Origin of the sequence: Nocardia lasii (assembly GCF_042658545.1) — a bacterium.
Classification (GTDB): domain Bacteria; phylum Actinomycetota; class Actinomycetes; order Mycobacteriales; family Mycobacteriaceae; genus Nocardia; species Nocardia lasii.
Window position 1 is genome coordinate 177,275 of record NZ_JBHSQN010000015.1, and the last position, 24,445, is coordinate 201,719.

Annotated in this window: 22 protein-coding genes and 1 pseudogene; 10 read left to right on the forward strand and 13 right to left on the reverse strand. The window is 68.5% G+C overall.

Features of this window, described 5'->3' with window-relative positions; genetic code table 11:
- Positions 1-29 precede the first annotated feature (29 nt).
- Both ACFP3H_RS22880 and ACFP3H_RS22885 read left to right on the forward strand, forming a co-directional pair.
- Positions 30-749 carry a hypothetical protein gene (locus ACFP3H_RS22880; protein ID WP_378609068.1) on the forward strand — a complete coding sequence of 240 codons (720 nt, stop codon included), beginning with the start codon at positions 30-32 and terminating at the stop codon, positions 747-749.
- Positions 750-793: 44 nt separating this feature from the next.
- Positions 794-1,240 (forward strand): hypothetical protein, encoded by a 447-nt coding sequence (locus tag ACFP3H_RS22885; protein WP_378609069.1) that lies wholly within the window; start codon positions 794-796, stop codon positions 1,238-1,240.
- Positions 1,241-1,435: 195 nt separating this feature from the next.
- Here ACFP3H_RS22885 and ACFP3H_RS22890 read toward each other — a convergent pair whose 3' ends face one another.
- Both ACFP3H_RS22890 and ACFP3H_RS22895 read right to left on the reverse strand, forming a co-directional pair.
- Positions 1,436-2,881 carry an NAD(P)-binding domain-containing protein gene (locus ACFP3H_RS22890; protein WP_378609071.1) on the reverse strand — a complete coding sequence of 482 codons (1,446 nt, stop codon included), beginning with the start codon at positions 2,879-2,881 and terminating at the stop codon, positions 1,436-1,438.
- Between the two features lie 81 nt (positions 2,882-2,962).
- Positions 2,963-3,589, reverse strand: coding sequence for a TetR/AcrR family transcriptional regulator (locus ACFP3H_RS22895; RefSeq protein WP_378609072.1), 627 nt, complete (start codon positions 3,587-3,589; stop codon positions 2,963-2,965).
- Positions 3,590-3,665: 76 nt separating this feature from the next.
- On the opposite strand from ACFP3H_RS22895, the gene ACFP3H_RS22900 reads away from it, so the two are divergent.
- The 4 genes from ACFP3H_RS22900 to ACFP3H_RS22915 all read left to right on the forward strand — a co-directional run bounded on the left by ACFP3H_RS22900 (position 3,666) and on the right by ACFP3H_RS22915 (position 8,910).
- A complete protein-coding gene (locus ACFP3H_RS22900) occupies positions 3,666-5,222 on the forward strand; it encodes a flavin-containing monooxygenase (RefSeq protein WP_378609074.1) in 1,557 nt (518 codons plus the stop codon).
- The gene (locus ACFP3H_RS22905) at positions 5,219-6,052 is read left to right on the forward strand and encodes an SDR family NAD(P)-dependent oxidoreductase (RefSeq protein WP_378609075.1); all 834 of its coding nucleotides are present in this window, start codon (positions 5,219-5,221) and stop codon (positions 6,050-6,052) included. The genes ACFP3H_RS22900 and ACFP3H_RS22905 overlap by 4 nt, the downstream gene beginning before the upstream one ends.
- Positions 6,053-6,067: 15 nt before the next feature.
- Positions 6,068-7,021, forward strand: coding sequence for an alpha/beta hydrolase (locus ACFP3H_RS22910; RefSeq protein ID WP_378609077.1), 954 nt, complete (start codon positions 6,068-6,070; stop codon positions 7,019-7,021).
- 92 nt (positions 7,022-7,113) lie between these two features.
- Positions 7,114-8,910, forward strand: coding sequence for an AMP-dependent synthetase/ligase (locus ACFP3H_RS22915; RefSeq protein ID WP_378609079.1), 1,797 nt, complete (start codon positions 7,114-7,116; stop codon positions 8,908-8,910).
- 197 nt (positions 8,911-9,107) lie between these two features.
- Here ACFP3H_RS22915 and ACFP3H_RS22920 read toward each other — a convergent pair whose 3' ends face one another.
- From ACFP3H_RS22920 to ACFP3H_RS22930, 3 genes are all read right to left on the reverse strand, one after another.
- On the reverse strand, positions 9,108-9,815 hold the full coding sequence (locus tag ACFP3H_RS22920) for a cutinase family protein (RefSeq protein WP_378609080.1): 708 nt from the start codon (positions 9,813-9,815) through the stop codon (positions 9,108-9,110).
- A gap of 92 nt (positions 9,816-9,907) precedes the next feature.
- Positions 9,908-10,330, reverse strand: a complete 423-nt coding sequence (locus ACFP3H_RS22925) for a hypothetical protein (RefSeq protein WP_378609081.1) — start codon at positions 10,328-10,330, stop codon at positions 9,908-9,910.
- Between the two features lie 77 nt (positions 10,331-10,407).
- Positions 10,408-10,536, reverse strand: coding sequence for a hypothetical protein (locus ACFP3H_RS22930; protein WP_378609599.1), 129 nt, complete (start codon positions 10,534-10,536; stop codon positions 10,408-10,410).
- Between the two features lie 40 nt (positions 10,537-10,576).
- On the opposite strand from ACFP3H_RS22930, the pseudogene ACFP3H_RS22935 reads away from it, so the two are divergent.
- A pseudogene (locus ACFP3H_RS22935) lies at positions 10,577-11,964 on the forward strand (molybdopterin-dependent oxidoreductase).
- Here the strand turns inward: ACFP3H_RS22935 and ACFP3H_RS22940 are convergent.
- Both ACFP3H_RS22940 and ACFP3H_RS22945 read right to left on the reverse strand, forming a co-directional pair.
- Complete coding sequence (locus ACFP3H_RS22940) at positions 11,945-13,423, reverse strand: DHA2 family efflux MFS transporter permease subunit (protein WP_378609082.1); 1,479 nt, start codon at positions 13,421-13,423, stop codon at positions 11,945-11,947. The pseudogene ACFP3H_RS22935 and the gene ACFP3H_RS22940 sit on opposite strands and share 20 nt — an antisense overlap.
- Before the next feature lie 26 nt (positions 13,424-13,449).
- A complete protein-coding gene (locus tag ACFP3H_RS22945) occupies positions 13,450-14,106 on the reverse strand; it encodes a PadR family transcriptional regulator (RefSeq protein ID WP_378609083.1) in 657 nt (218 codons plus the stop codon).
- Positions 14,107-14,208: 102 nt separating this feature from the next.
- Between ACFP3H_RS22945 and secA2 the strand changes: the two genes are divergently transcribed.
- Positions 14,209-16,434, forward strand: a complete 2,226-nt coding sequence (gene secA2 / locus ACFP3H_RS22950; protein ID WP_378609084.1) for an accessory Sec system translocase SecA2 — start codon at positions 14,209-14,211, stop codon at positions 16,432-16,434.
- 6 nt (positions 16,435-16,440) lie between these two features.
- Here the strand turns inward: secA2 and ACFP3H_RS22955 are convergent, their stop codons facing one another.
- On the reverse strand, positions 16,441-17,040 hold the full coding sequence (locus tag ACFP3H_RS22955) for a type 2 periplasmic-binding domain-containing protein (protein ID WP_378609086.1): 600 nt from the start codon (positions 17,038-17,040) through the stop codon (positions 16,441-16,443).
- 247 nt (positions 17,041-17,287) lie between these two features.
- Here ACFP3H_RS22955 and ACFP3H_RS22960 point away from each other — a divergent pair, with 247 nt between their 5' ends.
- On the forward strand, positions 17,288-18,166 hold the full coding sequence (locus ACFP3H_RS22960; RefSeq protein WP_378609567.1) for an ABC transporter substrate-binding protein: 879 nt from the start codon (positions 17,288-17,290) through the stop codon (positions 18,164-18,166).
- Between the two features lie 290 nt (positions 18,167-18,456).
- Here the strand turns inward: ACFP3H_RS22960 and ACFP3H_RS22965 are convergent, their stop codons facing one another.
- Positions 18,457-18,663, reverse strand: a complete 207-nt coding sequence (locus ACFP3H_RS22965) for a hypothetical protein (RefSeq protein WP_378609087.1) — start codon at positions 18,661-18,663, stop codon at positions 18,457-18,459.
- Between the two features lie 131 nt (positions 18,664-18,794).
- On the opposite strand from ACFP3H_RS22965, the gene ACFP3H_RS22970 reads away from it, so the two are divergent.
- Complete coding sequence (locus ACFP3H_RS22970; protein ID WP_378609089.1) at positions 18,795-19,313, forward strand: hypothetical protein; 519 nt, start codon at positions 18,795-18,797, stop codon at positions 19,311-19,313.
- Positions 19,314-19,768: 455 nt separating this feature from the next.
- On the opposite strand, the gene ACFP3H_RS22975 is transcribed toward ACFP3H_RS22970, so the two are convergent.
- The 4 genes from ACFP3H_RS22975 to ACFP3H_RS22990 form a co-directional block, all read right to left on the reverse strand.
- Positions 19,769-20,842, reverse strand: a complete 1,074-nt coding sequence (locus ACFP3H_RS22975) for a hypothetical protein (protein WP_378609090.1) — start codon at positions 20,840-20,842, stop codon at positions 19,769-19,771.
- Between the two features lie 175 nt (positions 20,843-21,017).
- On the reverse strand, positions 21,018-22,199 hold the full coding sequence (locus ACFP3H_RS22980) for a sensor histidine kinase (RefSeq protein ID WP_378609092.1): 1,182 nt from the start codon (positions 22,197-22,199) through the stop codon (positions 21,018-21,020).
- Entirely contained in the window at positions 22,196-22,915 is a 720-nt protein-coding gene (locus tag ACFP3H_RS22985) for a response regulator transcription factor (RefSeq protein ID WP_378609094.1), read from the reverse strand. The genes ACFP3H_RS22980 and ACFP3H_RS22985 overlap by 4 nt, the downstream gene beginning before the upstream one ends.
- A 150-nt stretch (positions 22,916-23,065) precedes the next feature.
- Positions 23,066-24,286 carry an NAD(P)-dependent malic enzyme gene (locus ACFP3H_RS22990; RefSeq protein ID WP_378609095.1) on the reverse strand — a complete coding sequence of 407 codons (1,221 nt, stop codon included), beginning with the start codon at positions 24,284-24,286 and terminating at the stop codon, positions 23,066-23,068.
- Positions 24,287-24,445 lie beyond the last annotated feature (159 nt).

Here is a 24,445-nt window from a genome sequence, read left to right on the forward strand (position 1 = left end):
GCGGAAATACGCCGATGTGAAGGAACCCGATGGCACCACAGATCCCACCGATGCCCACACCGCCCACACCCGATGCGGGCGCGGGCACCCATGGCTCGCAACCGATCTACAGCCGGGCTGACGATCTGGCATTCTTCACTGTCGCGTTGCGAGCGCAGGTGGTGGCTGACGTCGCAGGATTGACACGCGCGGCGTCCGGCATGCGTCACTATCTCGGCAATTCTGGCACCGATTTCTCGATCAGTCCCGACGAAGCCATGAACGATGTCCCCAGGCTGAAAGAGTACGCCGACTATGTCGTCACCGAGGCTGTTCGCCCGGTTGCCAGCAACAGCGCGAACCACAACCAGACCGTCGCGTTCACGTCGATCTGGGATGACTTCTCCGTCGGTCAGGCGGAAAGCGAAGACTGGTTTCTGGCGATGGCTTCGGTAGAGATCTGCGCGACCGGAGTGGTTACCACAACCCCCGGGGAGAACAGCGGACAGCCTCGAATTGCGATGGACTTTCAGATCCACCTGTTCGACAGGTACAACTGGGATGGCGGCAAGGAGGTCTACATCCTAGGAGTCAAGATCACCGACGCGAGAATGGGCGCATTGCATACCGCAGGCTTGGCCAAGGAGTTCGACCAATTGGGAACGTCGTCGGTAAACCGTTTCGACGGCATACTCCCGGCGACAGGCTCACTGAAACTGCCGACAGTCGATGTGGGTCGCGGTGGCTCACGCACGGACCCGGGGCGGTGACAGTAGCTATGGCAGTCCTCTCACAACGTCTACGCCGTTGGGTGATGATCAGCATGGTAGGGCTTTCGGTGACAGGATGTTCCAGTGCCGTCGTCGTTCGTGGTGCGGAATCGCCGACGGAGTCGACAAGTCCCGAACTCATCGAAGAAGCCACGGACTTCGCCGACTGGTCGTTGCCCGCCGACGGGAAAGTGCTGCTGGTCCGACGAGACCGCCCGGGCGACCTGAAATATTCACTGGCGGTGGAGATGTCACCGACTGACCTGGTTTGGATGCTGGAGAACTCCAAGTTCGTCGCCGAGTTCAGAGAGTGGACGGGGACCTCGCCCGAAGAGACGATCGCCGGGCCACCGCTGGACACCTCGCCGCATATGCGGCGCGGACAGGACTTCTTCCAGTCAGCCGAAGGCGTGAGCATGATCCGTGATGTTCTCGTCGATGAACGCACTCCAGAACTTCGAGTTGTCCACCTGGAGTTTCGTGGGCAGTAAGGCTCAGTCTCCTAGCGCGGCGATGAGCACGGTGCTCAAAGCCAGCGCGGGTAGGGATTCAACCCAGCAGCCCCGCCGTACGTATGGTCTTTCGCATGCACCTCATATTCCGTGAGAAATATGAGGTGGCACTACATCCAGTCGCCGTGAAATCAACTGTTTCCGTGGATAATCCGGTGCTTCAGCCGAGCGCGATCAGGGCTGGACGGGTCCGAGCACCCGCGACCAGATCGCGTGGGCGTAGTGCTCCCGCCACGACGGCGGTGGGGTCGCGGGGGACGCGGGTGTCGCGGGCACGCGCTGGTCCTCGAAGAACAGGTCGCGGGCGAGGGCGTCGATCAGGCGGGGGATGTGGTGGGCCAGGCTCTGGGCGTCGCCGATGGGGTAGCCGAAGTTGAGGTGGGCGGCGGCGGAGAAGACGTGGATGCGGCCGACCCAGTCGGCGTCGCGCTTGGGCTGTAGTTCGAATCCGTCGCCGACGTAGGGCGTGCGGGCGAGCACGTCGTCGGTGAGGTCGGCCGGGGCCGGGTAGCGGTCGGCCCACAGGGCGATCTCGGCGGCGATGGCGGCGAGTTCGGGGCGGGTGCTCGGGTCGTACTGGAACCCGGTGCCCGCGATGACGTAGTCGAAGGTGTGCGTGCCGTCGGCGGCCGCCACGAGGACCCGACCGTCGGCTTCGGCGGTCGAGAGCCAGCCCGCGTCCAGGTGGATCCGGAAACCGGGGAAAGCCGTTGCGCGGTTGACCGATTCGAGCGGGACGGTGCGACCGTTGCGCGCGGTGACGACCTTCTGCCGCCAGCGCGCGGCGTCGTCACGCCGGTGCAAGTTGTTGCGAGCGCCGAGATTAGGGGTCGGCCCGCCGGTCGGCCCCTGGATCAACAGTTCGGAGCGGCGGGTGAACAGGTGCACCTCGGCCGCACCCGCTTCCAGGGCGGCCGCGGCGGTGTCGAAGGCCGATGCCGCCGCACCGAGCACCCCGACGGATGTGCCTGCGAGACGGTCGAAGTCGATCCGATGACCGGTGTGGGCGACCAGTTCCTCGGGCAGTCCGGCGAGCTCGGCGGGCAGGTAGGGACCACCGGTGCCCTCGATACCGTTGGCCAGCACCACCTTTCGCGTGGTCTCGACCACCGTGGTCTCGACCCCGGCCTCGTCACGGACGGCGAGGGTCAGCACGAGATGGTCCGCGGCGGGCGTGATCCCGCGCAGACTCGTGCGATGGCGCACCGGCACGCCGGTATGCCGCTCGATCCACCCGATGTACTCCGCCCAGACCGCGCGCGGAACTCGCGGCAGGTCCGCGTAGGACTGCTCCCCGTGCACCGCCTCGTACCAGGCCTGGAAACTCAGCTCGGGGAACCCGAATTCGGGCTCCGGCCAGTTCTTCGGCGTCCGCAGGTTCACCATGCGCGCGATGGTCGTCCACACCCCGGTGGCACCGGGCGCGGCCGCGTCGATCACCGAAACGCGCCCGATTCCCGCGCGCCGCAACGCGAAACCGATCCCGAGCCCGGACTGACCGGCGCCGACCACCACGACATCGTGGTCGGTCGCGCCCGGCCGAACCCAGCCGGCGGGGTCGGGCCCGAAGTGCCGCAGGACCCGTTCGGCGTGCCGGTCGGCGGCAGTGTGTGAAGACATGGCCTCACGGTAGAACCGCGACGCCGCACAATCACGACTTGTCCTCGACGCGATCGAAAGCCCCCGAAGGGCCCTTCCGACTCAGCCGCGCAGGGCGTTGATCAGCGCGGGACTCAGCGCGAGCGCGGGCAGGGACTCGACCAGCAGATCCACCAGATCCGCACGGGCGATGGGCTTTTCGAGGATCCAGATCAGGATCGTCTCCTCGACGAAGGCGATCCAGCCGCGAATGGCCAGGGTCAGCCGGGCCAGGTCGGGGTCGGCGGGGGGCAGCGGCAGTTCGCCGACGATGAGGTCGGCGATGAGGGCGCGGGCGCTGTCGACGTAGCCCGAGACCTCGGGGGTGACGCTGGCCGGTCCGCGCAGCACCGAGCGGTAGGACCCCGAGTGTTCGGCGACGTAGTCGACGTAGCGTTCGATCGAGTCGCGCAGCATGTCGAACAGCGACAGGTCCCGGTTCGGGGCGATCGCGAGGTAGAAATCCTCGATCACATGCCGCGCGATGGCCTCGTGGAATTCCTGCTTGGACGCGAAGTAGTGGAACAGCAGCCCGCGCGAGATCCCCGCCAGTTTGGCGATGTCGTCGACCGAGATCTCCTCGAGCGAACGGTCGGCCAACATGTCGGCGCCGAGGGTGATCAGCTGTAGTCGACGCTGCTCCGGGCTGAGCCGGACACGCTTGGTCTGTCCCGAACTCCTGATACTCACCTCGTCATCGTAGCCGCTACTGAACTGGACTCAATAGCTGTTGACTCCGGCTCAATAAGACCGTATTCTGCATTACATGAGTCGCAAGGTTACAGACAACGTTGTCGAAACCGGGGCCTCCGATACCAGCGCCCCCCGCCACGTCACGACGATCATCGTCGGCAGTGGTTTCGCCGGTCTCGGCATGGCTATCCGCCTGCGTCAGCAGGGTCGCGACGACTTCCTCGTCCTCGAGCGCGGCAGTGAGGTCGGCGGCACCTGGCGCGACAACACCTACCCCGGCGCCGCCTGCGACGTGCCCTCGCACCTGTACTCGTACTCGTTCGCACTGAACCCGGACTGGACCCGCTCGTTCTCCAAGCAGGGTGAGATCCAGAACTACATCCGCTCGGTCGCCCAGCGCCACGACGTGCTCGACAACCACGTCTTCGACTGCGACGTGACCAGCATCCGCTGGAACAACGAGACCACCCAGTGGGAAATCGGTTCCAGCAAGGGCGCTTTCACCGCCGACACGGTCGTCTCGGCGATCGGCGCGCTGTGCGAACCGTCGCTGCCCGACATCAAGGGCATCAACGACTTCGAGGGCGAGATCTTCCACTCCGCCCGCTGGAACCACGACGCCGACCTCGACGGCAAGCGCGTCGCGGTGATCGGCACCGGCGCCTCCTCGATCCAGATCGTGCCCGCGATCGCGAACAAGGTCGCCTCGCTCGATGTCTACCAGCGCACCGCGCCGTGGCTGCTGCCGCGCATGGACCGCCCCTACCTGCTGCCGGAACGCCTGGCGTTCAAGCACATTCCCGGTTTCCAGCGCCTGTCCCGGGCCGCCATCTACGCCGCCCGCGAGACCCAGGTGCTCGGTCTGACCCGCCTGCCCGTGCTGATGAAGGGCTTCGAGGCCCTCTCGCGCGCCAAGCTGGCCATCGAGATCCGCGACGCGGAACTGCGCCGCAAGGTCACCCCGAACTACCGGATCGGCTGCAAGCGCATGCTGATCTCCAACGAGTACTACCCCGCGCTGGATCGCGACAACGTCGACGTGGTCACCGACCCGATCGCCGAGGTCAAGGCCGGATCGATCGTCACGAAGGACGGCACCGAGCGCGAGATCGACGCCCTGATCGTGGCGACCGGTTTTCACGTCACCGACTCCCCGGTCTACGAGACGGTCTACGGCCGCGACGGGCGCTCGCTGGCGGAGGTGTTCGACGAGATCGGCCAGCAGGCCTACAAGGGCTCGGCGGTCGCGAACTTCCCGAACCTGTTCTTCCTGGTCGGCCCGAACGTGGGCCTTGGCCACACCTCGATGGTGTACATGATCGAGTCGCAGATCAACTACGTCGCCGACGCCCTGGCGACCATCGCCGAGCAGGACCTGCACACCGTGGAGGTCCGCCCGGAGGTCCAGCGCGACTACAACCGTGACCTGCAGGACAAGCTCGCCAAGACCGTGTGGAACACCGGTGGCTGCGCGAGCTGGTACCTGGACAAGCACGGCAACAACACCACCCTGTGGCCGGACTTCACCTTCCGGTTCCGCAGTCTCACAAGACAATTCGACGTAGATGCGTACAATGTGACAACCTCGGCCGCCGCGCGCGCCGACGATCAGAAAGTGGTAGCTCCGTGAGCAAGGACGCTTACTTCACCAACAAGGTATGTGTCATCACCGGCGCCGGTTCCGGCATCGGTCGCGCGCTGGCCGAGAACCTGGCCGCCCGTGGCGCCAAGCTGGCGCTATCCGACATCGACGCCGAGGGCCTGGCCCAGACCGTGGCCTCCTGCGAGAAGCTGGGCGCCCAGGTCAAGTCCGACCGGCTCAATGTGGCCGAGCGCGAGGCGTTCCTGCTCTACGCCGACCAGGTGAAGGCGCATTTCGGCGTCGTGCACCAGGTGTACAACAACGCGGGCATCGCCTACCACGGTGACGTGATCAAGACCGAGTTCAAAGACATCGAACGCATCATGGATGTGGACTTCTGGGGCGTCGTCAACGGCACCAAGGCGTTCCTGCCGATGCTGATCGACTCCGGCGACGGCCACGTCGTCAACGTCTCCAGCCTGTTCGGCCTGGTCACCGTGCCCGGCCAGGCGGCCTACAACTCGGCCAAGTTCGCCGTGCGCGGCTTCACCGAGGCGCTGTACCAGGAGATGAAGGTCGCCAAGGCGCCGGTCAAGGTCACCTGCGTGCACCCCGGCGGCATCAAGACCGCCGTCGCGCGCAATGCCACCTACGCCGAGGGCACCGACGGCGCCAACGCCGCCACCCTGTTCGACAAGTACCTCGCCATTCACAGCCCGGAGATGGCCGCCCAGACCATCACCGAGGGCGTGCGCAAGGGTCACTCGCGCGTGCTGATCGGCTGGGAGGCCAAGATGCTCGACGTGAGCGTGCGCTTCCTGGCTTCGGGCTACAACCGCATCTCGGCCGTGGTCAACGGTCGCTTCATGCCGCACTGAGACACAGGAAACCCCATGCGCGAGTTCACGATTCCGCTGCCGATCGTCCGTACAGTGCTCGACCCTGTGTACCGGGTGTCGCTGAACGCGTGGCTGCCGGTGGCGGTGCAGCGCGCACTGCTCGAGGTGTTCTCCCGGCTGCAGCCGGTGCCCGACGGGTCGATCGTGCAGCATCTGATGCTGGGCGGTCGGCCCGCCGAACGTGTGATCGCCGATACCGCCGTCCCGGGTTCGCGTACCCGGGCGGTGCCGCCCGAGCGCGCCGCGGGCGCCATCCTGTACCTGCACGGCGGCGGTTACGTGGTCGGCTCGATCGCCACGCACCGCTCGCTGGTGGCGCGGTTGGCCCGCGAGACCTCGTGCGCGGTGTACTCGCTGGACTATCGCCTCGCCCCCGAGCACCCGTTCCCGGCCGGCCTCGACGACGCCGAGGCCGCGTTCCTGGAACTGGTGCACAACGTCGGCTACCGACCTGATCAGATCTGTCTCGCGGGCGACTCGGCGGGCGGCGGCCTGTCGCTGGCGCTGGCGCAGCGGCTGATCGAACGGCACCAGATGACGCCCGCCGCACTGGGTCTCATCGCACCGTGGGTCGACCCCACCGAGGTGCCGAGCAAAGACCGCGACCTGGTGATCAACCGCACCTGGTCGCGCGCCTGCGCCGCCCACTATCTGGGCGACGCCTCGACCTTCGAAGCGGGTTACGCCCCGCTGTCGGGAAACCTGATCGGCCTGCCGCCCACCTATGTGCAGGTCGACGTGAGCGAACTCCTGCACGACCAGTGTTGCAAGCTCGTCTCAGCCTTGCGTGGAGCGGGCGTACACGTCCGGTTCACCGAAACCCGCGGCCTGTGGCATGTCGCGCAACTGCAAGCGGCGCTGGTCACCGAGGCCGCGCTGGCACTCAGCGAACTCGCAGAGTTCCTGCGAGAAGCAATACAGCCGGTATCGATCAACGATTTACGATAAAGCCTGGTGACGGGCAATTCGGGCGGCGATATCGCGACCCGGCCGAACGTGTCGTAGATTACTGGCGAGTAGAACCCACTGGAAGGGCACAGATGCGAGAGTTCGAAGTTCCGGCTTCCTACACCATCCCGGACGACGCGAACAATTCCGACAACGTCTTCCGTTTCGGCGAGGAGTCGCCGAACACGGTGTTGTTCAACGTCCCGAACGGCAGCGGCGGCTGGAACGATGTGACGGCGGCACAGTTTCAGAAAGCCGTCACCGGCGTCGCCAAGGGCTTGATCGCCTCCGGCGTCGAGCTGGGCGACCGAGTAGCCATCATGGCGGCCACCCGCTACGAGTGGACGCTGCTGGACTTCGCGATCTGGGCCGCCGGTGGCGTGACCGTCGCGATCTACGACAGCTCGGCCGCCGAGCAGGCCAAGTGGATCCTGCAGGATTCCGAGACCAAGATCCTGGTCGTCGAGAACGCCAAGCACCTGGCCACGATCGAGGAGATCGAAGCCGGTTCGCTGCCCGCGCTCACCGAGACCCTCGAGATCGACAAGGGCGCGATCGAGACCCTGACCGCGCGCGGCGCCGACCTCGACGATGCGGTCGTGCACGAGCGTCGCAAGCAGGTCGGCGCGGCCTCGCCCGCCACCCTGATCTACACCTCGGGCACCACCGGCAAGCCCAAGGGCGTGCAGCTGACCCACGCCAATCTCTACGCCGAATCGCGTTCGGGCGGCATCGAACTGGGCGCTTTCGTCTCCGAGGGCCAGAAGACGCTGCTGTTCCTGCCGCTGGCGCACGTGTTCGCCCGCGCGGTCGCGCTGATCGCCTTCGATTCCAAGGTGATCATCCGCCACACCTCGGACTGGACCACGCTGGTCGAGCAGTTCGGCGACTTCAAGCCCGACTTCATCCTCTCGGTGCCGCGCGTGTTCGAGAAGGTGTTCAACTCCGCCAAGCAGAAGGCGCACGACGCCGGCAAGGGCAAGATCTTCGACGCCGCCGCCGAGACCTCCATCGCCTACAGCACCGCGCTCGAGACCAAGGGCGGCCCTGACCTGCTGCTCAAGGCCAAGCACTTCGTGTTCGACAAGCTCGTCTACAGCAAGCTGCGCGCCGCGCTCGGTGGGCAGTGTGTGGCCGCCGTCTCCGGTGGTGGGCCGCTGGGCGCGCGTCTTGGCCACTTCTTCCGTGGCGCCGGCGTGACGATCTACGAGGGCTACGGTCTGACCGAGTCCACCGCCGCGTTCACCGTCAACACCGCCGACTTCATCCGCGTCGGTTCGGTGGGTCGGCCGATCCAGGGCCACGCGGCCAAGATCGCCGAGGACGGCGAGCTGCTGCTCAAGGGCTCGGTCGTGTTCGGTGGTTACTGGGGCAACGACGAGGCCACCGCCGAGTCGTTCGAGGACGGCTGGTTCAAGACCGGCGACCTGGGCGCGATCGACGCCGACGGCTTCGTCACCATCACCGGTCGCAAGAAGGAAATCCTGGTCACCGCGGGCGGCAAGAACGTCTCCCCCGCGATCCTCGAGGACTCCCTGCGCGCGCACCCGCTGATCAGCCAGGTCATGGTCGTCGGTGACGGCCAGCCGTTCATCGGTGCCCTGATCACCCTCGATCCCGAGGCCCTGCCGGGCTGGAAGGACCGCAACGGCGTGGCCGCCGACACCGCGACCGCCGACCTGGTCGACAACGCCGCGCTGGTGGCCGAGATCCAGGCCGCGATCGACGAGACCAACAGCAAGGTCTCCAAGGCCGAGGCGATCAAGAAGATCCGCATCCTGCCGGTCGACTGGACCCAGGAAACGGGCGAGCTCACCCCGAAGATGTCGCTCAAGCGCGCTGTGGTCATGAAGCAGTACGCCGGCGAGGTCGACAAGATCTACGGCTAGAAAGTCCGACCGACAGGTCGACACCACAGAGGCCGGGTGCGCGCAACAGCGCACCCGGCCTTCGCCGTCCCCGGATCACCCCACCCCCAAGGGTTTTCGGCCGCCTCGGATCCGAGGGGCGAGACGTAACGGCGAAGCCGAAGTATCGCCCCTCGGATTCGAGGCCAAAGGGGCCGAAAACCCCGCGGCGCCAGCCGCTAAACCAACACAGCGAATTGTGCTGCGGTGATGGTCATTCCGTTGATGCCGTAGAGGGTGTGCAGGAGGTTGGGTTGGCCCAGTGGCGCGCCGTCGCAGATGTTGTCGCCCTGGATGCACAGGTCGATGGTCTTGTTCTTGTAGGGCACGCCGATGGACACGGCGGGGGCGCCCGCTTCGCGCATGAAGCGGTCCGACGGTTTGCCGAAAAGGGCGACGGCGGCCACGTGCTCCGCCACGTCGGGCGCCATCGGTTCGGGCAGGTAGATCTCGTATTCCGGCGGCACGCCCTCGGGCACGTCGACCCCGGTCGCGAACCCGGCCAGCGCGGCGCCCTGGGAGTAGCCGCCGAGGATGATCCGGGAGGCGGGGCAGGTCCGCGCGATGTATTCGACGCGGCGCTGCGCGTCGCCGATGCCCTGGAGCACGGTGTGGGCGAAGGCGAGCCGGTCGGCGAAGTCGCTGCTGGCCGGGTAGTTCACGCCGTAGGCGCCGACCGTTCGACCGCCCGCGTTCGCGCGTACCGCCTCGACGAACGACAGGCCGGTGAGGCCGAGTTCGCCGCCGGGTTCGGCGGTGCCGCGCGCGAACACCACCTCGATGTCGGCGCACGGCGCGGCGGTGGCGGAGTGGACGGGCAAGACCAGGGGTATCGCGGCTGCCGACAGGATCGCAGTCACGAATCGCGAGAAGCAACGTGCTGTCATGCCGCGCAGACTACCGACCGCGAGCGTTCATCAAGGCCATGGTCGGCCCCGACGCGCCGCCGTTACCGCAGGTGGCTCGCGGTCGGCCGGTCTCAGGCCGGGGCGAGGCGGCGTGCGCGCAGCACCCGCAGCCCCGCGACGGCGATCGCCAGATCCGCCGCGATCTCGAAGACCGCGGCGAACCAGGAGAATCCGGTGACGCGCAGTTCCGGCGGGGCGTTGACGAAGCTGTCGCTCAGCGGCCCGAACCAGTCCGGGAGCACGTGCACGACGGTGAAGCCGATCGCGCTGGCGAAGCCGATCAGCACGGCGGCGCGGGCGCCTTCGGGTCGGCCGCGTGCCACCAGGAAGACGGTGAACAGGGCGAAGAGAACCTGCAGGGTGCCGAGGGTGTTGACCAGCGGCGAGGTGACGTCCATGCCGCGGCGCAGGTGGTCGGCGCCGTGGACGAGCAGCGCGACGGCGAAGATCGCGGTGGTGAGGCGAAGGGTGGATTCCGGGCTTGTCTCGGTCATGGCATCTCCTGCCGAGCGGGATCGTTTCTACTACACAGTGTAGTTTCGCCGGGTGTCCGCCCGCTGGTAATCGGCCGTCACAAAATGGTCACCGGCCCGATCCCTCGCGCGACGTAGGCTCTGAGCATGGTGTTCTCGCGGGCGGTGGCCGGAATCGCGGCGGGCGGGCTGGTGCTCGGGGTCGCGGAATTGGTCTCGGTTTTCACCGGCAGTCCGAGTGCGCCCGCCTACGCGCTCGGGGCGACGGTGGTCGACCACACGCCCGACGGGGTCAGGGAGTGGGCGATCTCGACCTTCGGGACCAACGACAAGGCCGTGCTGTTCGTGTGCATGGGGGTGGTCGCGGTGGTCGTCGCGGGGCTCGCGGGGGTGATGGAGCGGCGGGCTCGGCCGATCGGGTCGGTGGTGTTCGCGGTGTTCGGGGTGATCGCGGCTGTGGTCGGGGCCGGGCGGGTCGACGGGGTGGTGGGGGCGTTGCCGGCATTGATCGGCACTGCCGCCGGGGTGATCGCGTTGCGGGGGCTCACTCGACGGATCGACTCGGCGTCTGCGAAAACGGATGAATTCGCGACATCAGGGCGTCGGCGCGTACTCGGTGGGATCGCCGCGACAGGAGTACTCGCGGTCGGCGCGGGGTTGGCCGGTCGCCTGCTCGGCGGAACGCGCGCCGACGTGACCGCCGAACGCTCGACCGTCGAATTGCCAAGGCCCGCAACACCACTGCCCGACCTCCCACCCGACGCCGACCTGCGCGTCCCCGGACTCACCTCCTACATCACCCCCAACAGCGACTTCTACCGCATCGACACCGCCCTGATCGTCCCCCAGGTCTCCACCGACACCTGGTCGCTGCGCATCCACGGCATGGTCGAGCAGGAGATCACCCTCACCTGGGACGACCTGCTGCGCCGAACGCCGGTCGAACGGCTGGTCACCCTGGCGTGCGTGTCCAACCCGATCAACGGCGACCTCATCGGCAACGCCCGCTGGCTGGGCTACCGACTCGACGAGATCCTCGCGCTGGCCCGCCCGCTCCCCGACGCCGACATGGTCCTGTCGCACAGCAAGGACGGTTGGACGGCGGGCAGTCCGCTCTCGGTCCTGACCGACGGCCGCGACGCCCTGCTCGCCATCGGCATGAACGGCGAACCGCTGCCGATCCAGCACGGCTACCCCGCCCGCCTGGTCGTCCCCGGCCTCTACGGCTACGTCTCGGCGACCAAGTGGGTCACCGAACTCGAGATCACCCGCTTCGACAGGGCCACCGCCTACTGGACCCGCCGCGGCTGGTCGGCGCAGGGCCCCATCAAGACCGGCACCCGCATCGACACCCCACGCACACCCCGAATCCCGCAGGGCGACACCGTGATCGCGGGCGTGGCCTGGGCCCAGCATCGCGGGGTGACCGGCGTGGAGGTCCAGATCGACAACGGCGACTGGCGCCCCGCCCGCCTGTCCACCGAGGTCACCACCGACACCTGGCGCCAGTGGACCTACACCTGGCCCGCCACCGCGGGCCCCACACCATCCGCGCCCGCACCCTCGACCCCGCAGGCCCCCAAACCGCCGTCGACAGCAGCGTGCTACCCGACGGCGCCACCGGCTACCCCACCCTCACCGTCCAGGTCCGCTAGCTTTCGCGAGTTCCGGGGTGCGTCCGGCGCCGGACTTGCCGTGGCCGACGAACAGGGCCGAGGCGACGATGCCGATCAGCAGGATGGCGGCGGGCAAGATCATCGACTGGGCCAGCGAGGTGCTGAACTCGTCGATGATGTGCGGGGGCAGCGGGCCGGTGGCGGCGCCTTCGCCGACGGGGCCGTCGCTGGGCAGGCCGTTGGCGGTGAGGCGGGCGGCGATCAGGGCGCTGATCGCGGCGCTGCCGAGCACCGAACCGACCTGGCGGGTGGTGTTGTAGATGCCCGCGCCCGCACCGGCCTGGCTGACCGGCAGGTTGTGGGTGGCGGTCGAGGCCAGCGGGGCCCAGATGCAGGCATTGGCCAGGCCCGCGACGGCGGCGGCGAGCAGGAACCAGATGATCGACGAATCCGGGCGCATCAGCAGCCCGAAGCTGGCCACCGACCCGGCGAACAGGGTGAAGCCGATCGTCGGCAGCAGGCGCGGGGGCATCCGGTCCGACACCTTGCCGATGAACGGCGCGGTGAACCCGGTGATGATCGCCATCGGCGCGAACACCAGCGCCGACACCGTCGGCGACATCTCCCGCACCGCCTGCAGGTAGAAGTACGACGGCACCATCAGCGAGGTGATCGCGGCGCCCATGGCGGCGATCGCCAGATTCGACAGGGCGAAATTGCGGTCCCGGAACAGGCTCAACGGCACCAGCGGTTCGTCCCGATTGCGCGACTGGTTGATCACGAACACCACCAGCATCAGCACGCCGAAGCCGATCAGCAACCAGATCCGCAACGACCAGTCCTGCGCGTTGCCCTCCTGGATGCCGAAAACCAGGGCGAGCAAACCGATTCCGCTCAGGATCACCCCGACGACGTCGAACTTGTGGTCGTTGGTCGGCAGCGCGGGCACCAGCCACACGGCCAACCCGAACGCGATGATGCCGACCGGCACGTTGACGAAGAAGATCCACTCCCAGCCGAGATTGTCGACCAGCACACCGCCCAGGATCGGGCCGATCAGCGTCGCCAACCCGGCCACCCCACCCCACAGGCCCATCGCGGCGCCGCGCTTGTCCGGCGGGAAGGTGCGGGTGATCACGGCCATCGTCTGCGGGGTCATCAGCGCGGCGCCGATGCCCTGCGCGGCACGAGCGGCGATCAGCATGCTGATGCTGTCGGACAGCCCGCACCACAGCGAGGCGGCGGTGAAGATCGCCAGGCCGATCAGGTAGATGTTCTTGGGCCCGAACCGATCACCGAGGCGACCGGTGACCAGCAGCGGCACCGCGTAGGTGAGCAGGTAGGCGCTGGTGACCCAGATGACGTTGGAGATGTCGGTGTGCAGGTCGGCCATGATCGCCGGGTTGGCGACCGCGACGATCGTCATGTCCAGCAGGATCATGAAGAAGCCGACCACCAGCGCGGTCAGCGCCAGCCACGGATTGCGTTGAGTGGTCATCGAATTCGATTCCGATCGGGAAGAGGTCAGCTGCGGACGGCCCAGCGGGGCCTCGGGGCGGCGTCGGGGGAATCCCCGGCGGGCCAAGGGTGTTCGTGATCGTCGTGGAGGCGTTGCCCGGTCTCGGGATCGAACCGCTCCCACGGCAGCGTGCCGTCGGCGACTTCGGCGGCGAAGGTCTCGATCCAGCCGAGTTCGGCGCCGAGGGTGGCGCGAATGTATTCCAGGACAACGTAATAGCGACGCGGGATCTCGTGCTGTCGCGTCCAGTCGAGCAGCGCGTCGATATCGGTGAGCGTGTTGGTGAGGTGTTCGGTGCGCTCGGTGAGCAGCGCGACGACCTGCTCGCGCGGCAGCGAATGCGCCTCGGCCAGGGCCAGCCGGAAGATCGGATACTCCTGCACCGGGGTGCGCAGCAGCTCACCGATCCTGTCGCGCAACGCGTTTCGACCCTGGTCGGTGATCCGATAGGTGGTGCGCTCGGGCCGATTACCCGCCCGCGCCGTGCCCTCCGCGGCCACCATCTCGCCCTCGGCCAGCTTGGCCACCGCGTGATACAGCGACCCCGGCCGCACCTTGACCAGCAGATCCTCACGCCGCGCGATCAGCAGTTGATACATCTCGTACGGATGCATCGGCCGCTCATCGAGCAGGGCGAGCACCGCGATAGCCAACGGTGTCATCGCCTCACCTCCATGCTCCAGACCAAATATTCCAGTAGGAATATACGGAGTGGAACGATTGATTGACAAGGGCTACGGCGCGGGCGCTGGTACACAGGTGGGATGGCGCGCGGCTGGCAAGACGGTTTCTGGCGACTGTTGCAGGGGCGGGCGGTGGTGAAGGAGGCGCGGCGGCGCGCGGAGGTCGTCGCCGCGGCCGGCACGCACGAGGCCCGGGTCGCGGCGCTGCCCGACAGTGAGCTCGCGGCGGCGGTCGGCACGGAGGCCGAGTTCTTGGCGGTGGCGCGCGAGGCCGCGGTGCGTTCGCTCGGGATGCGGCCCTTCGATGTGCAGTTGCTCGGGGCGTCGTGGATGTCGAGCGGGCAGGTCGTGCAGATGGCGACCGGTGAGGGCAAGACGCTGGCGGCGGCGATCGCGGCGGCGGGGTACGTGCGCGCGGGACAGCGGGTGCACGTGGCCTCGGTGAACGACTATCTCGCGCGGCGCGACGCGGAATGGATGGCGCCGCTGTACCGGCTGCTCGGGGTGCGCGTGGGCTGGATCGTCAACGCGTCCACCGCCGCCGAGCGCCGCGCGGCCTATGCCGCCGATGTCACCTACGGTGCGATCAGCGAATTCGGGTTCGATGTGTTGCGCGATCGAACCGTCACCGCCGTGGCCGATCTCGTCGCGCCCGAGCCGGCGGTGCTGCTGGTCGACGAGGCCGATTCGGTGCTGGTCGACGAGGCGTTGGTGCCGCTGGTGCTGGCCGGTCAGGCGGCGCCCGCGGGTGCCGATGAGCAGGTGGCGGCGCTGGTGCGGTCGCTGCTTCCCGGGGTGCACTATCTGACCGATCAGCAGGCGCGCAATGTCGAGTTGACGCCGGCCGGGGCGGTGGCCGTCGAGTCGGCGCTCGGCGGGATCGACCTGTACGCGGCCGAGCAGGTCGGCACGGTGTTGCCCGCGGTGAACGTGGCCCTGCACGCGCAGGCGCTGCTGCACCGCGATGTCGACTACCTGGTGCGCGACGGCAAGGTCGGGTTGATCAACCAGTCGCGCGGGCGGGTGGCGCAACGGCAGCGGTGGCCGGACGGGTTGCAGGCGGCGGTCGAGGCCAAGGAGGCCATCGAGGTGAGCTCGGGCGGGGAGATCCTGGACAGTCTCACCATCCAGTCACTGGTGGGGAGTTACCGGCGGCTGTGCGGGATGACCGGGACGGCGGTGGCGGCCGGGGAGCAACTGCGCGCGTTCTACGACCTGCGGGTGAGTGTCGTCGCGCCGAACGTGCCGTGTGTGCGCGTCGACGAACCGGACCTGATCTTCGCGACGCGGACCGAGAAGAACGCCGCGATCGTCGAGCGGATCGCGCGCGAACACGCCACCGGGCGACCGGTTCTCGTCGGCACCCCCGATGTGGCGGCCTCCGAGCGCCTGGCCGCCGAGCTGGCCGCCGCCGGGGTGCCGTGCGTGGTGCTCAACGCGCGCAACGACGCCGAGGAAGCCGCGATCATCGCCGAAGCGGGGGTGTTCGGGGCGGTGACGGTCTCCACGCAGATGGCCGGGCGCGGCACCGACATCCGACTCGGCGGCACCGACGGCGCCGACCACGACCGAATCGCCGCGCTCGGCGGACTCTGCGTCATCGGCACCGCCCGACACGCGGCCACCCGCCTGGACGACCAACTCCGCGGCCGGGCCGGTCGCCAGGGCGATCCCGGCGGTTCGGTGTTCTTCGTCAGCCTCGACGACGACCTCGTGCGCCGCCACGCACCCCGCACCGACCAGGACCCCGAATACCGGATCCGCCACGCCCAACGCGTCGCCGAGGGCGCCGACCTGGAAATCCACGCCAACACCTGGCACTACCACCAGCTCACCGCCCAGCACCGCGCGATCATCGGCGAACGCCGCGACGAACTCCTGCGCACCGACCGCGCCGCCCGCGACCTCGCACGCAGTTGCCCCGACCGCTACGCCGAAGTCGCCGCCACGGTCGACGAGCCCACCCTGATCGAGGCCACCCGCCAGATCACCCTGTTCCACCTGGACCGCTGCTGGTCCGAACACCTGGCCCTACTCACCGAAGTCCGCGAAGGCATCCACCTGTGGGCCCTGGCCCGCGAACGCCCCCTCACCCAATTCCACCGCGCCGCCATGACCGCCTTCCGCGAAATAGCCCCCACCATCACCGAACGCACCGAACACACCTTCCTGACCGTGGAAATCACGTCCGCCGGAGTCGATCTGAACGCCGCGGGCCTACGCCGCCCGACCTCGACGTGGACGTACCTGGTGCACGAACAGCCATTCGGCGGGCAGAGCGAGCTACGTCAGCTGTATGGGATGTGAACGACGCTAGAGACCGCGGGCGTCGAGCCAGGTGCGGGCGACAGTGGGTGCGGGAGTGCCGGATTCGATCTGGGTGGTGAGGTCGCGGAGGTCGTCGGTGGTGAGTTCGCCTGCTACGTAGTTGAGTTTCTTCAGTTGGGTGCGGTCGAAGATGCCGGAGCGGTAGACGGCGAGGATGTTCTGGGCGCGGACGGTGTAGTCGGGGTCGGGCAGGGCGTCGGCGGGGCGCAGGTCGGTGCCGTCGGCGGCATCGGAGACCGAAAGGCCCTGCGGGAGGGCGGCATTGACGGCGGCGGTGACCTCTTCGGGCTTGCGGGCCGGGGAGTCGGGGTTCCAGCGGTCGAGCAGGGCGCCGTTGCGGGCGGGCAGCACCGCGATGCGGCCGGCGTCGAGATCGGTCAGCGAACCGGTGCGCACCGAGGTGGGCGTGCCGGTGCGGGCCAGCGCCTGAGAATAGATCTCCGCGAGCAGAACTGATTCCGTGGTCGAATCCGAGCCCACCACGACCACCGGGCGCGAGTCGTCGGCAGCGCACGACAGGGTGGTGAAAAGGCAGGTGGCGGTGAGGATCGCGATGGCGGCTCGGCGCGCGGCGATCGAGGACATCCGACGACACCCACTTCCGGTATTTGCCGTCAACCCACGCGAATCGGCCCGACGGCGGGCAGTATGAACACCCAGAATGTACCTGTGGCTCCCCAGCCGCACGCACAGCGCACCGCCGCCTTTGCCGGAAGGGTCACCCGTGAAAATCGCGTTCACCTCCCCGTCATCGCAATACCGTCGACCGGCCCGCCGCCTCGCGATCCGGGCGGGCCGGGTGCTCGCCGCCGCGGTGGCGCTGGCCGCGGCCATGGTCGTGGCCGCCTGCGCCAACACCGACTCACTGGCCGCCAGGGGCGATTGCGCCAGCGACGCGCTGATCGTCGGCTCCGGCAACTTCCCGGCCTCGGAAACCGTCGCCAACATCTACACCGAGGTACTGCGGGTCAACGGCTTCAAAGTCGACACCGAATTCGACATCGGCAACCGCGAAACCTACATCCCCGCCCTGCGCCGCTGCGCCATCTCACTGATCCCCGAATACACCGGCAACCTGCTGCAATACCTCGACACCGACGCCACAGCCACCACCGCGCCGGACGTCAACGCCGCCCTCACCAGCGCCCTCGGCGACGACCTCGCCATCGCGACCCCGGCCCCCGGCACCGACTCCGACGCGGTGGTCGTCACCCGCGCCACCGCCGACCGATGGAAGCTGACCTCGATCGCCGACCTCGCCCCACACTCCAAGGAGCTGAAGTTCGCCGCGCCCGCCGAATTCGCGCAACGCCCCGGCGGCCTACCGGGATTACGCAAGACCTACGGCCTCGACATCAGCGACACCGCCTTCGTAGCGACCCCCGACGGCCCGGCGACCGTGCGCGCACTGGTCGACGGCCGGGTAACCGCGGCCGACATCGTCACCACCTCCCCCGCGATCGCCGAGCACGATCTGGTCGTCCTCACCGACCCCGAACACAACTTCGCGGCCCAGAACGTGGTTCCCCTGTTCAACTCCGCCAAGAAATCCGACAAGGCCGTGGCCGTGCTCGACGCGGTCTCGGCCGAACTGACCACCACCGAACTGATCTCCCTGAACACCGCGGTCTCCGGCGAAGCCAAGATCGACCCGAAAGCCGCCGCCCTCGCCTGGATCACCGCCCAGGGACTCAACTCCCCTATCGCTTGACCCGATCTGTCCTTCTACCGGCAGATCGGTTCGTCGTCCTCGCGATAGATCGCCAAGGTGGACATCAGCCGCGTCAGCGCCTGGTGCGCGTCTATTTGGCAAGTAGGCGTCGGTCAGCTGCCGATGGCCGTGCAGACGGGATCTGTCGATCACTGTGTCATCGAGCAGGCTGATCGAGCAGGACCAGAATTCGTGGTACTTGGTTCCGGTCGCGCGTCCGAGCAGAACGATGGCTTCGGTGACGGTGACCGCGTTCGGGTACTCGGGCTGGCTGGTCGAGGTGGGTGCGCTTATTCGCCGAGTAGGTCGCGCAGGGCTGGGTCGGTGGCGAGGACGGCCTGCATTCTGGCTCGGTCGTTGGCGCGCTGGGTCTGGGCGTGGAGCCAGCCCTGTACTGCGGCTACCACCGCGATGTTCACCGACACGCCTTCGGCTTCTGCCGTGGCGGTCAGTTGCGCGTGCACTTCGTCGGGCAGTTCTACAGAGATCGTCGTCATCGGTCGAGTATCCCGGACCCGACAGTTCGGGCCCCGAGCTGTGTGTCGGTCGAAGAGCGGATATCGCGCGGTCGCCCGCCGAAATAGCGTTGTGGTGAATGTTTTCGGGAAACTACTGATGAGGGAGTGTTGTGAGCAGGAATCTCAGTGTTCGGAAACTGGTGGTCGCGGTCGCGGCGGCGGGGTTGGCCACGAGCGCGGTGCACGGTGTGGCGGCCGCGCAGACCGGCAGTGCCGACACCGGTAGCGCGGTGATCGACGCGGGTAGCGGGCTGGCCGATGTGATCATCGACGGCAGCAGCTCGGGCAGCAGTGGGGGCGGCGGCGGGGGTGGCGGGGCAGGCGGCACCCAGCAGTGCAACAACTCCACCCAGTCCGGCGGCGCGGGCGTCACCAACACCAACCACGTGCTCGGGGTCTCGGGGCCGACCTCGTTCGTGCTGGTCTACGAGACCTTCGACATCCCCGACCGCATCCAGGTCTTCTACCAGGGCGCCCAGATCCACGACACCGGCTACGTCGGCGACGACACCAACCAGGGCACCGGCTCCGCGCGGGTCAGCGTCCCCGCGGGCTCGGCCACCTCGGTCACCGTCCGCGTCACCGGGCCCAACAGCACCGCGTGGGAGTACACGGTCCGCTGCCCGTAGTGCGGTAGTCGGCTTTCGGTTCGCGACCGCGTGGTGCACGAATCACCTTTTCGCACAGGGAAATCGGGCCGCGCGGTCGCCGGCACCCGAGACAGGAACCGGGCCGCGTGGCCACCTTCGGAACGCCCGCGTCTGCGACGATGCCGGTGGCGGGCCGCGTGGTGTTCGGAACGCCTCCACCGCCGACGAGATGGGCCCGGCGACGGAGAACCTTGCCGTGCCATCGCTTTCTGAACGGTTTCACCTCCGACGGTGCGGGCCCCGGCGACGGAGAACCTGACCTTCTGAACGGCTCCGCCTCCAACGATGCGGGCCCCGTGACGGAAAGCCTTGCCGCGCCGTCGCCTTCTGAACGGTCTCGCTTCCGACGATGCGGGCCTCGGCGACGAAGAACCTGACCTTCTGAACGGCTCCGCCTCCGACTGGTGTGGGCCCGGTGCAGTCGACCCGGGCCTCTAAACCGGTGACCCCACCGATCGCGGCGACTCCGCAGGGTGGGTGAGCGTGGGTGGAATCGTGGTGAAGGTGCCGGTGGTGTCGACGAGGATGCGATGTTCGACGGGGCCGCGGATGAGGATGGCGACGAGGTGGTCGCGGCCGGTGGGCAGGACTCGGGCGGTGATTTCGCCGGTGGTCATGGTGTCGAGGGCCTGACAGAGGTGGTGGCGGACGCGGTGGATGAGGGTGGGGTCGGCGGAGTCCAGGGCGCCGCCGTCGTCGAGGGTGACGGTGATGCCGCGGTGGCGGGCGCGGCGGGCGGCGGCGTTGACCGCGTCGTCGACCAGGCAGCCGCCGAGGATGCTGTCGCGCAGTTCGGCTTCGATGAGCCGGCATTCGGCCTGTTCGGCGGGGGTGAGGGGGCGGCCGGAGGCGATGGCGGTGAGCAGGGGGCGCGCGGCCGAGTCGAGGTGGGCCAGGCGCAGGTCGCGTTCGCGTTGGGCGGCGGTGGTGGCGGCGGCCATGGCTGTTTGCTGGGTGGTGCGGTCGCGCAGGTCGAGGATGGTGTGGGCGACCGGGCGCACGGTGCGGGCGAACACGGTGGCCATCGCCAGTGGCGCGACGTTCACCGCCGCCGTGATCACGCCCGTGGAGATCCCCTGCCCGGTACGCGCGAACCACCACGCGCACACCCCCATGGTCGTGAGGGTGGCCGCCCACGCCCACACCGCCGCACCGCGCACACACAGGAAGTTCAAGTAGGCCGAGGTGGCGCCGATGAACCACAGCTGGGTGGTGTTCACGATCGGCACGGGCAGCTGGGTGATCGCCAGCGCGGTGCCGACGGGCGCGGCACCCGCCAGCAACATCGCCCACCGGGTCGGCAGCGGATCACCGGGCGCCGCAATGATGCACAGCCCCGCGGTGAGGATGATCAGCGCGCCGAGCACCGACAGCCACACAGTGCTCAGGCCCTCATACGACAGGGCCACCATCGACAGGATCGTCACGGTGAAGAACCCGGCGAGCAGTTTGGCCTGCGCTGTCCGCAGGCCGAGCACGTCGCGAATATCGTTGCGGCCCTGGTTCACCGGGCCTCCTCACCGGCAGTGGCCATGCGGCCCGACTGATCGAGCACGTCACGAATGTCATTGCCGCCCTGGATCACCGAGCCTCCCCCATTGACCGTCACCGTGCAGCCCGCAGCGATCCGCGACCCACCACCCGACCGGCCGAGCACATCGCGAATCGCATTGCGGCCCTGTCTCATCGAGCCCGCCAACCGACAGTGACCGTGCAGCCGTGCCCCGGTGTCGAGTCGATCAGCGCCCACCCGCCCGGCTGGTCGGTCATCCGACGGGTGATGCTGGCGCGCAGGCCGAGTCGGCGTCGCGAGACCGCGTTCGGGTCGAATCCGACGCCGTCGTCGGCCACGCACACCGACAACTGCGGGCCCGCCGCCACCATCGATACCGTGCACTCCGAAGGACCGGCGTGGCGCTGCCAGTTGCGCAGGGCCTCGGCCACCGCCGCGCACAGCGCCGTGTTGACCGCGCCGGGAACCGTGGTCACCGTGGTGTGGCTCGCCTCGACGGAGACGGTGACGCTGTCGTCGATGTCGACGGCGACGGCCCGTACCGAGGTCGCGACCTCGCCCACCGTCATCGCCCCGACGGTGGTCCTCGGCGCGCGCAACAGGTCGATATTGGCCAGGGTCTTGGCCGCGTCGGCGGCGAGCACCGGGCCGTTGGCCGTCTTGGCGGCGGCGATGAGGGTGGCGATCACGCCGTCGTGGGTGAGTTCGTCCCAGCGGCGGCGTTCGAAGTCGCGCGCCCGCGCCGAGGCCGTCGCCGACGCGGTCGCGACGGCGGCGTCCTGGGAGGCGTCGAGGGTGTGCGCGATGTGGATCAGCATCACGCACGCCGCGCCGGGTAGCGCCGAATAGGCCAGCGAGAACAGCAGATCCAGGGCGAAGAGGTTCTGCTCCGGGACGGGCCGGGCCAGGCGTGAATCGAGTTGGGCGAGCACCGAGGTCGCCAACAGTGCCACGAACGGCAGGTACCGCCAGAACAGCGCCAGCGCCAGCGGTGGCAGGCCGGGCAGCATCACGATCCACAGCGTCTCGTGGACCGGCAGCAGTACCCCGGTTCGCAGCAGCGGCCAACTCGCCACCGCCGCCAGGTATCCCACGGTGGCCGCGACCGCCGCCGCCTTCACCAGGTCGAACCGGGCCCTCGCCGCCGCCACGACCATCACCACATAGGGCGCGAACACCGCGCCGAAGGCGAAGGGGGTCCACCACGACGCCACGGTCACCGACTGCGCGGCCGCCGACCAGGCGTTGATCACCCCGTAGGCGAACCCACCGGACCCGACGAAGATCGTGGCCCCGCGCAGAATGCGCGGGTACGCCGTCGAATCCGGCAGCGGCACGATCAATCGCGTCACCGTCGTGGTCGCAGGTTCTTCAGGAAGCCGTCTTTCTCCGCCTCCCGGTACAGGTCGACTCGGGACCGGACCGGGCGCCCGGCCTCGGCGTATTTGCGGCGGATGCGGCCGAGGTAGTCGTTGACCGTGTAGACCGACAGCTCGAGATTGCGGGCCACGGCTTCGGCGGTCTCGCCGTTGGCGTACAGCTCGAGGACCTGGCGTTGGCGCGGTGGGAGGTCGAAGGATTCGAGTTCGGGGTCGGAGTCGATGGCCGAGGCCCAGGAGGCGGTGACCACCGGTCGACCGGTGGCGGCCGCGCGCACCATCGCGATGGTCTGCTCGATCGGATCCGATTTCAGGGCCACGCCGAGCACTCCGGCTCTGGCCGCCGAGCGCACCAGGTCGCGGCGCTCGCCGGTGGTGTAGACCAGTGCGTCGCAACCGGCTTCGCGCAACAGTTCGACATTGGCGCGCGGGCTCGAGCCGTCGGCCAGGCGCAGGTCGAGGATCACCAGGTCGAAACGTGGTTGCGCGGCGAGGAGTTCGGGCACGGTGGGCGCGATCGCGGCGACGGTGAGGTCGGGCTGGTCGCTCAGCACGGCGGCCAGGCCGACCGCGGTGGCCTGATGGTCCTCGACGTAGCCGATGCGGCGGACCTCGCCCGGCTGGGCGAACTCACCGGGTAGCTCGGTGACCGCGATGCCCGCCATGGTGAAGATGCGACGCAGTTTCATACATAGATCGATACACGGTGTCACCGCACCCGGCAATGTATGCCGTCTACCAGGGGTGAAACGAAACCGGTTGTGCGGTTTATCGATTCGCGTCGGAAACGACAGCGCCCCCGCTCCGAGAGGAACGGGGGCGCTGTCGAGAGAAGCGAACTAGGCGACGCCCTCGGCGCGCGCCGCGTCCGCCACGGCCTCGGCCACGGCGGGGGCCACGCGCGGATCGAGCGGGCTCGGGATGATCTTGTCGACCGCGAGCTCACCGGCGACCACGCCGAAGATGGCGTCGGCGGCGGCGACCTTCATGCCCTCGGTGATGCGACGGGCGCCGGCATCGAGCGCGCCCTTGAACACGCCGGGGAAGGCGAGCACATTGTTGATCTGGTTCGGGAAGTCGCTGCGACCCGTGGCGACGATGGCGGCGTACTTGGCGGCCACGTCGGGGTGGATCTCCGGGTCCGGGTTCGACATCGCGAACACGATCGACTCCGGCGCCATCGAGGCGATGAGCTCCTCGGGCACGGTGCCCGCGGACAGGCCGAGGAACACATCGGCACCGGCCAGCGCGTCGGCCGGACCACCGGTGACGCCACGCGGGTTGGAACGGGCGGCCAGGTCGGCCTTCACACCGTTGAGACCGTCGCGACCCGCGCTGACGATGCCCTTCGAGTCGAGCACGACCACGTCGGGGATGCCCGCGGCGAGCAGGATGTTCGCGCACGCCACCCCGGCCGCACCGGCGCCGGAGACGACGACCTTGAGCGCGGTCATGTCCCGGCCCTGCACCGCGGCCGCGCCCTTGAGGGCGGCCAGCACCACGATGGCGGTGCCGTGCTGGTCGTCGTGCATGACCGGGCAGTCCAGCGCCTCGATGACGCGACGCTCGATCTCGAAGCAGCGCGGGGCGGAGATGTCTTCCAGGTTCACCGCGCCGAAGCTCGGGCGCAGGTGGATCAGGGTCTGGACGATCTCGTCGGGGTCGGTGGTGTCGAGCACCAGCGGGATCGAGTTCAGGCCCGCGAACTTCTTGAACAGCGCGGCCTTGCCCTCCATCACCGGCAGCGAGGCGCGCGGGCCGATGTCGCCCAGGCCCAGCACGGCGGTGCCGTCGCTGACCACGACCACGAGGCGGTCGGTCCAGGTGTAGCGCTTGGTGAGCGCGGCGTCCTCGGCGATGGCCCGGCTGACCTGGGCGACACCGGGGGTGTAGGCGATGGACAGATCGCGCTGGGTCTCGAGCGGCGCGGCCAGCTCGACCGACAGCTTGCCGCCGAGGTGGCCCGCGAAGATCTCGTCGTTGGTGATGGCAGCGAGGCTCGCTGCGTCATCGGCCTTGGGCGCCGCGGTGGCATTCGGTGCGTCAGTCACAGGTGACACGATTTCACTCCTGCTCGAGTCGGGCTCAACCGGGGGACGGTTACCGCCGGGTATATCGGAACTACGGGTTCATATGACGCTCATCGGGGGCGCGACAGCACGCGTTTCGCCGGAGAACCGGTGAGCGTGGCGCGGCAGCTGATCCGCCGGGCGGAGCCG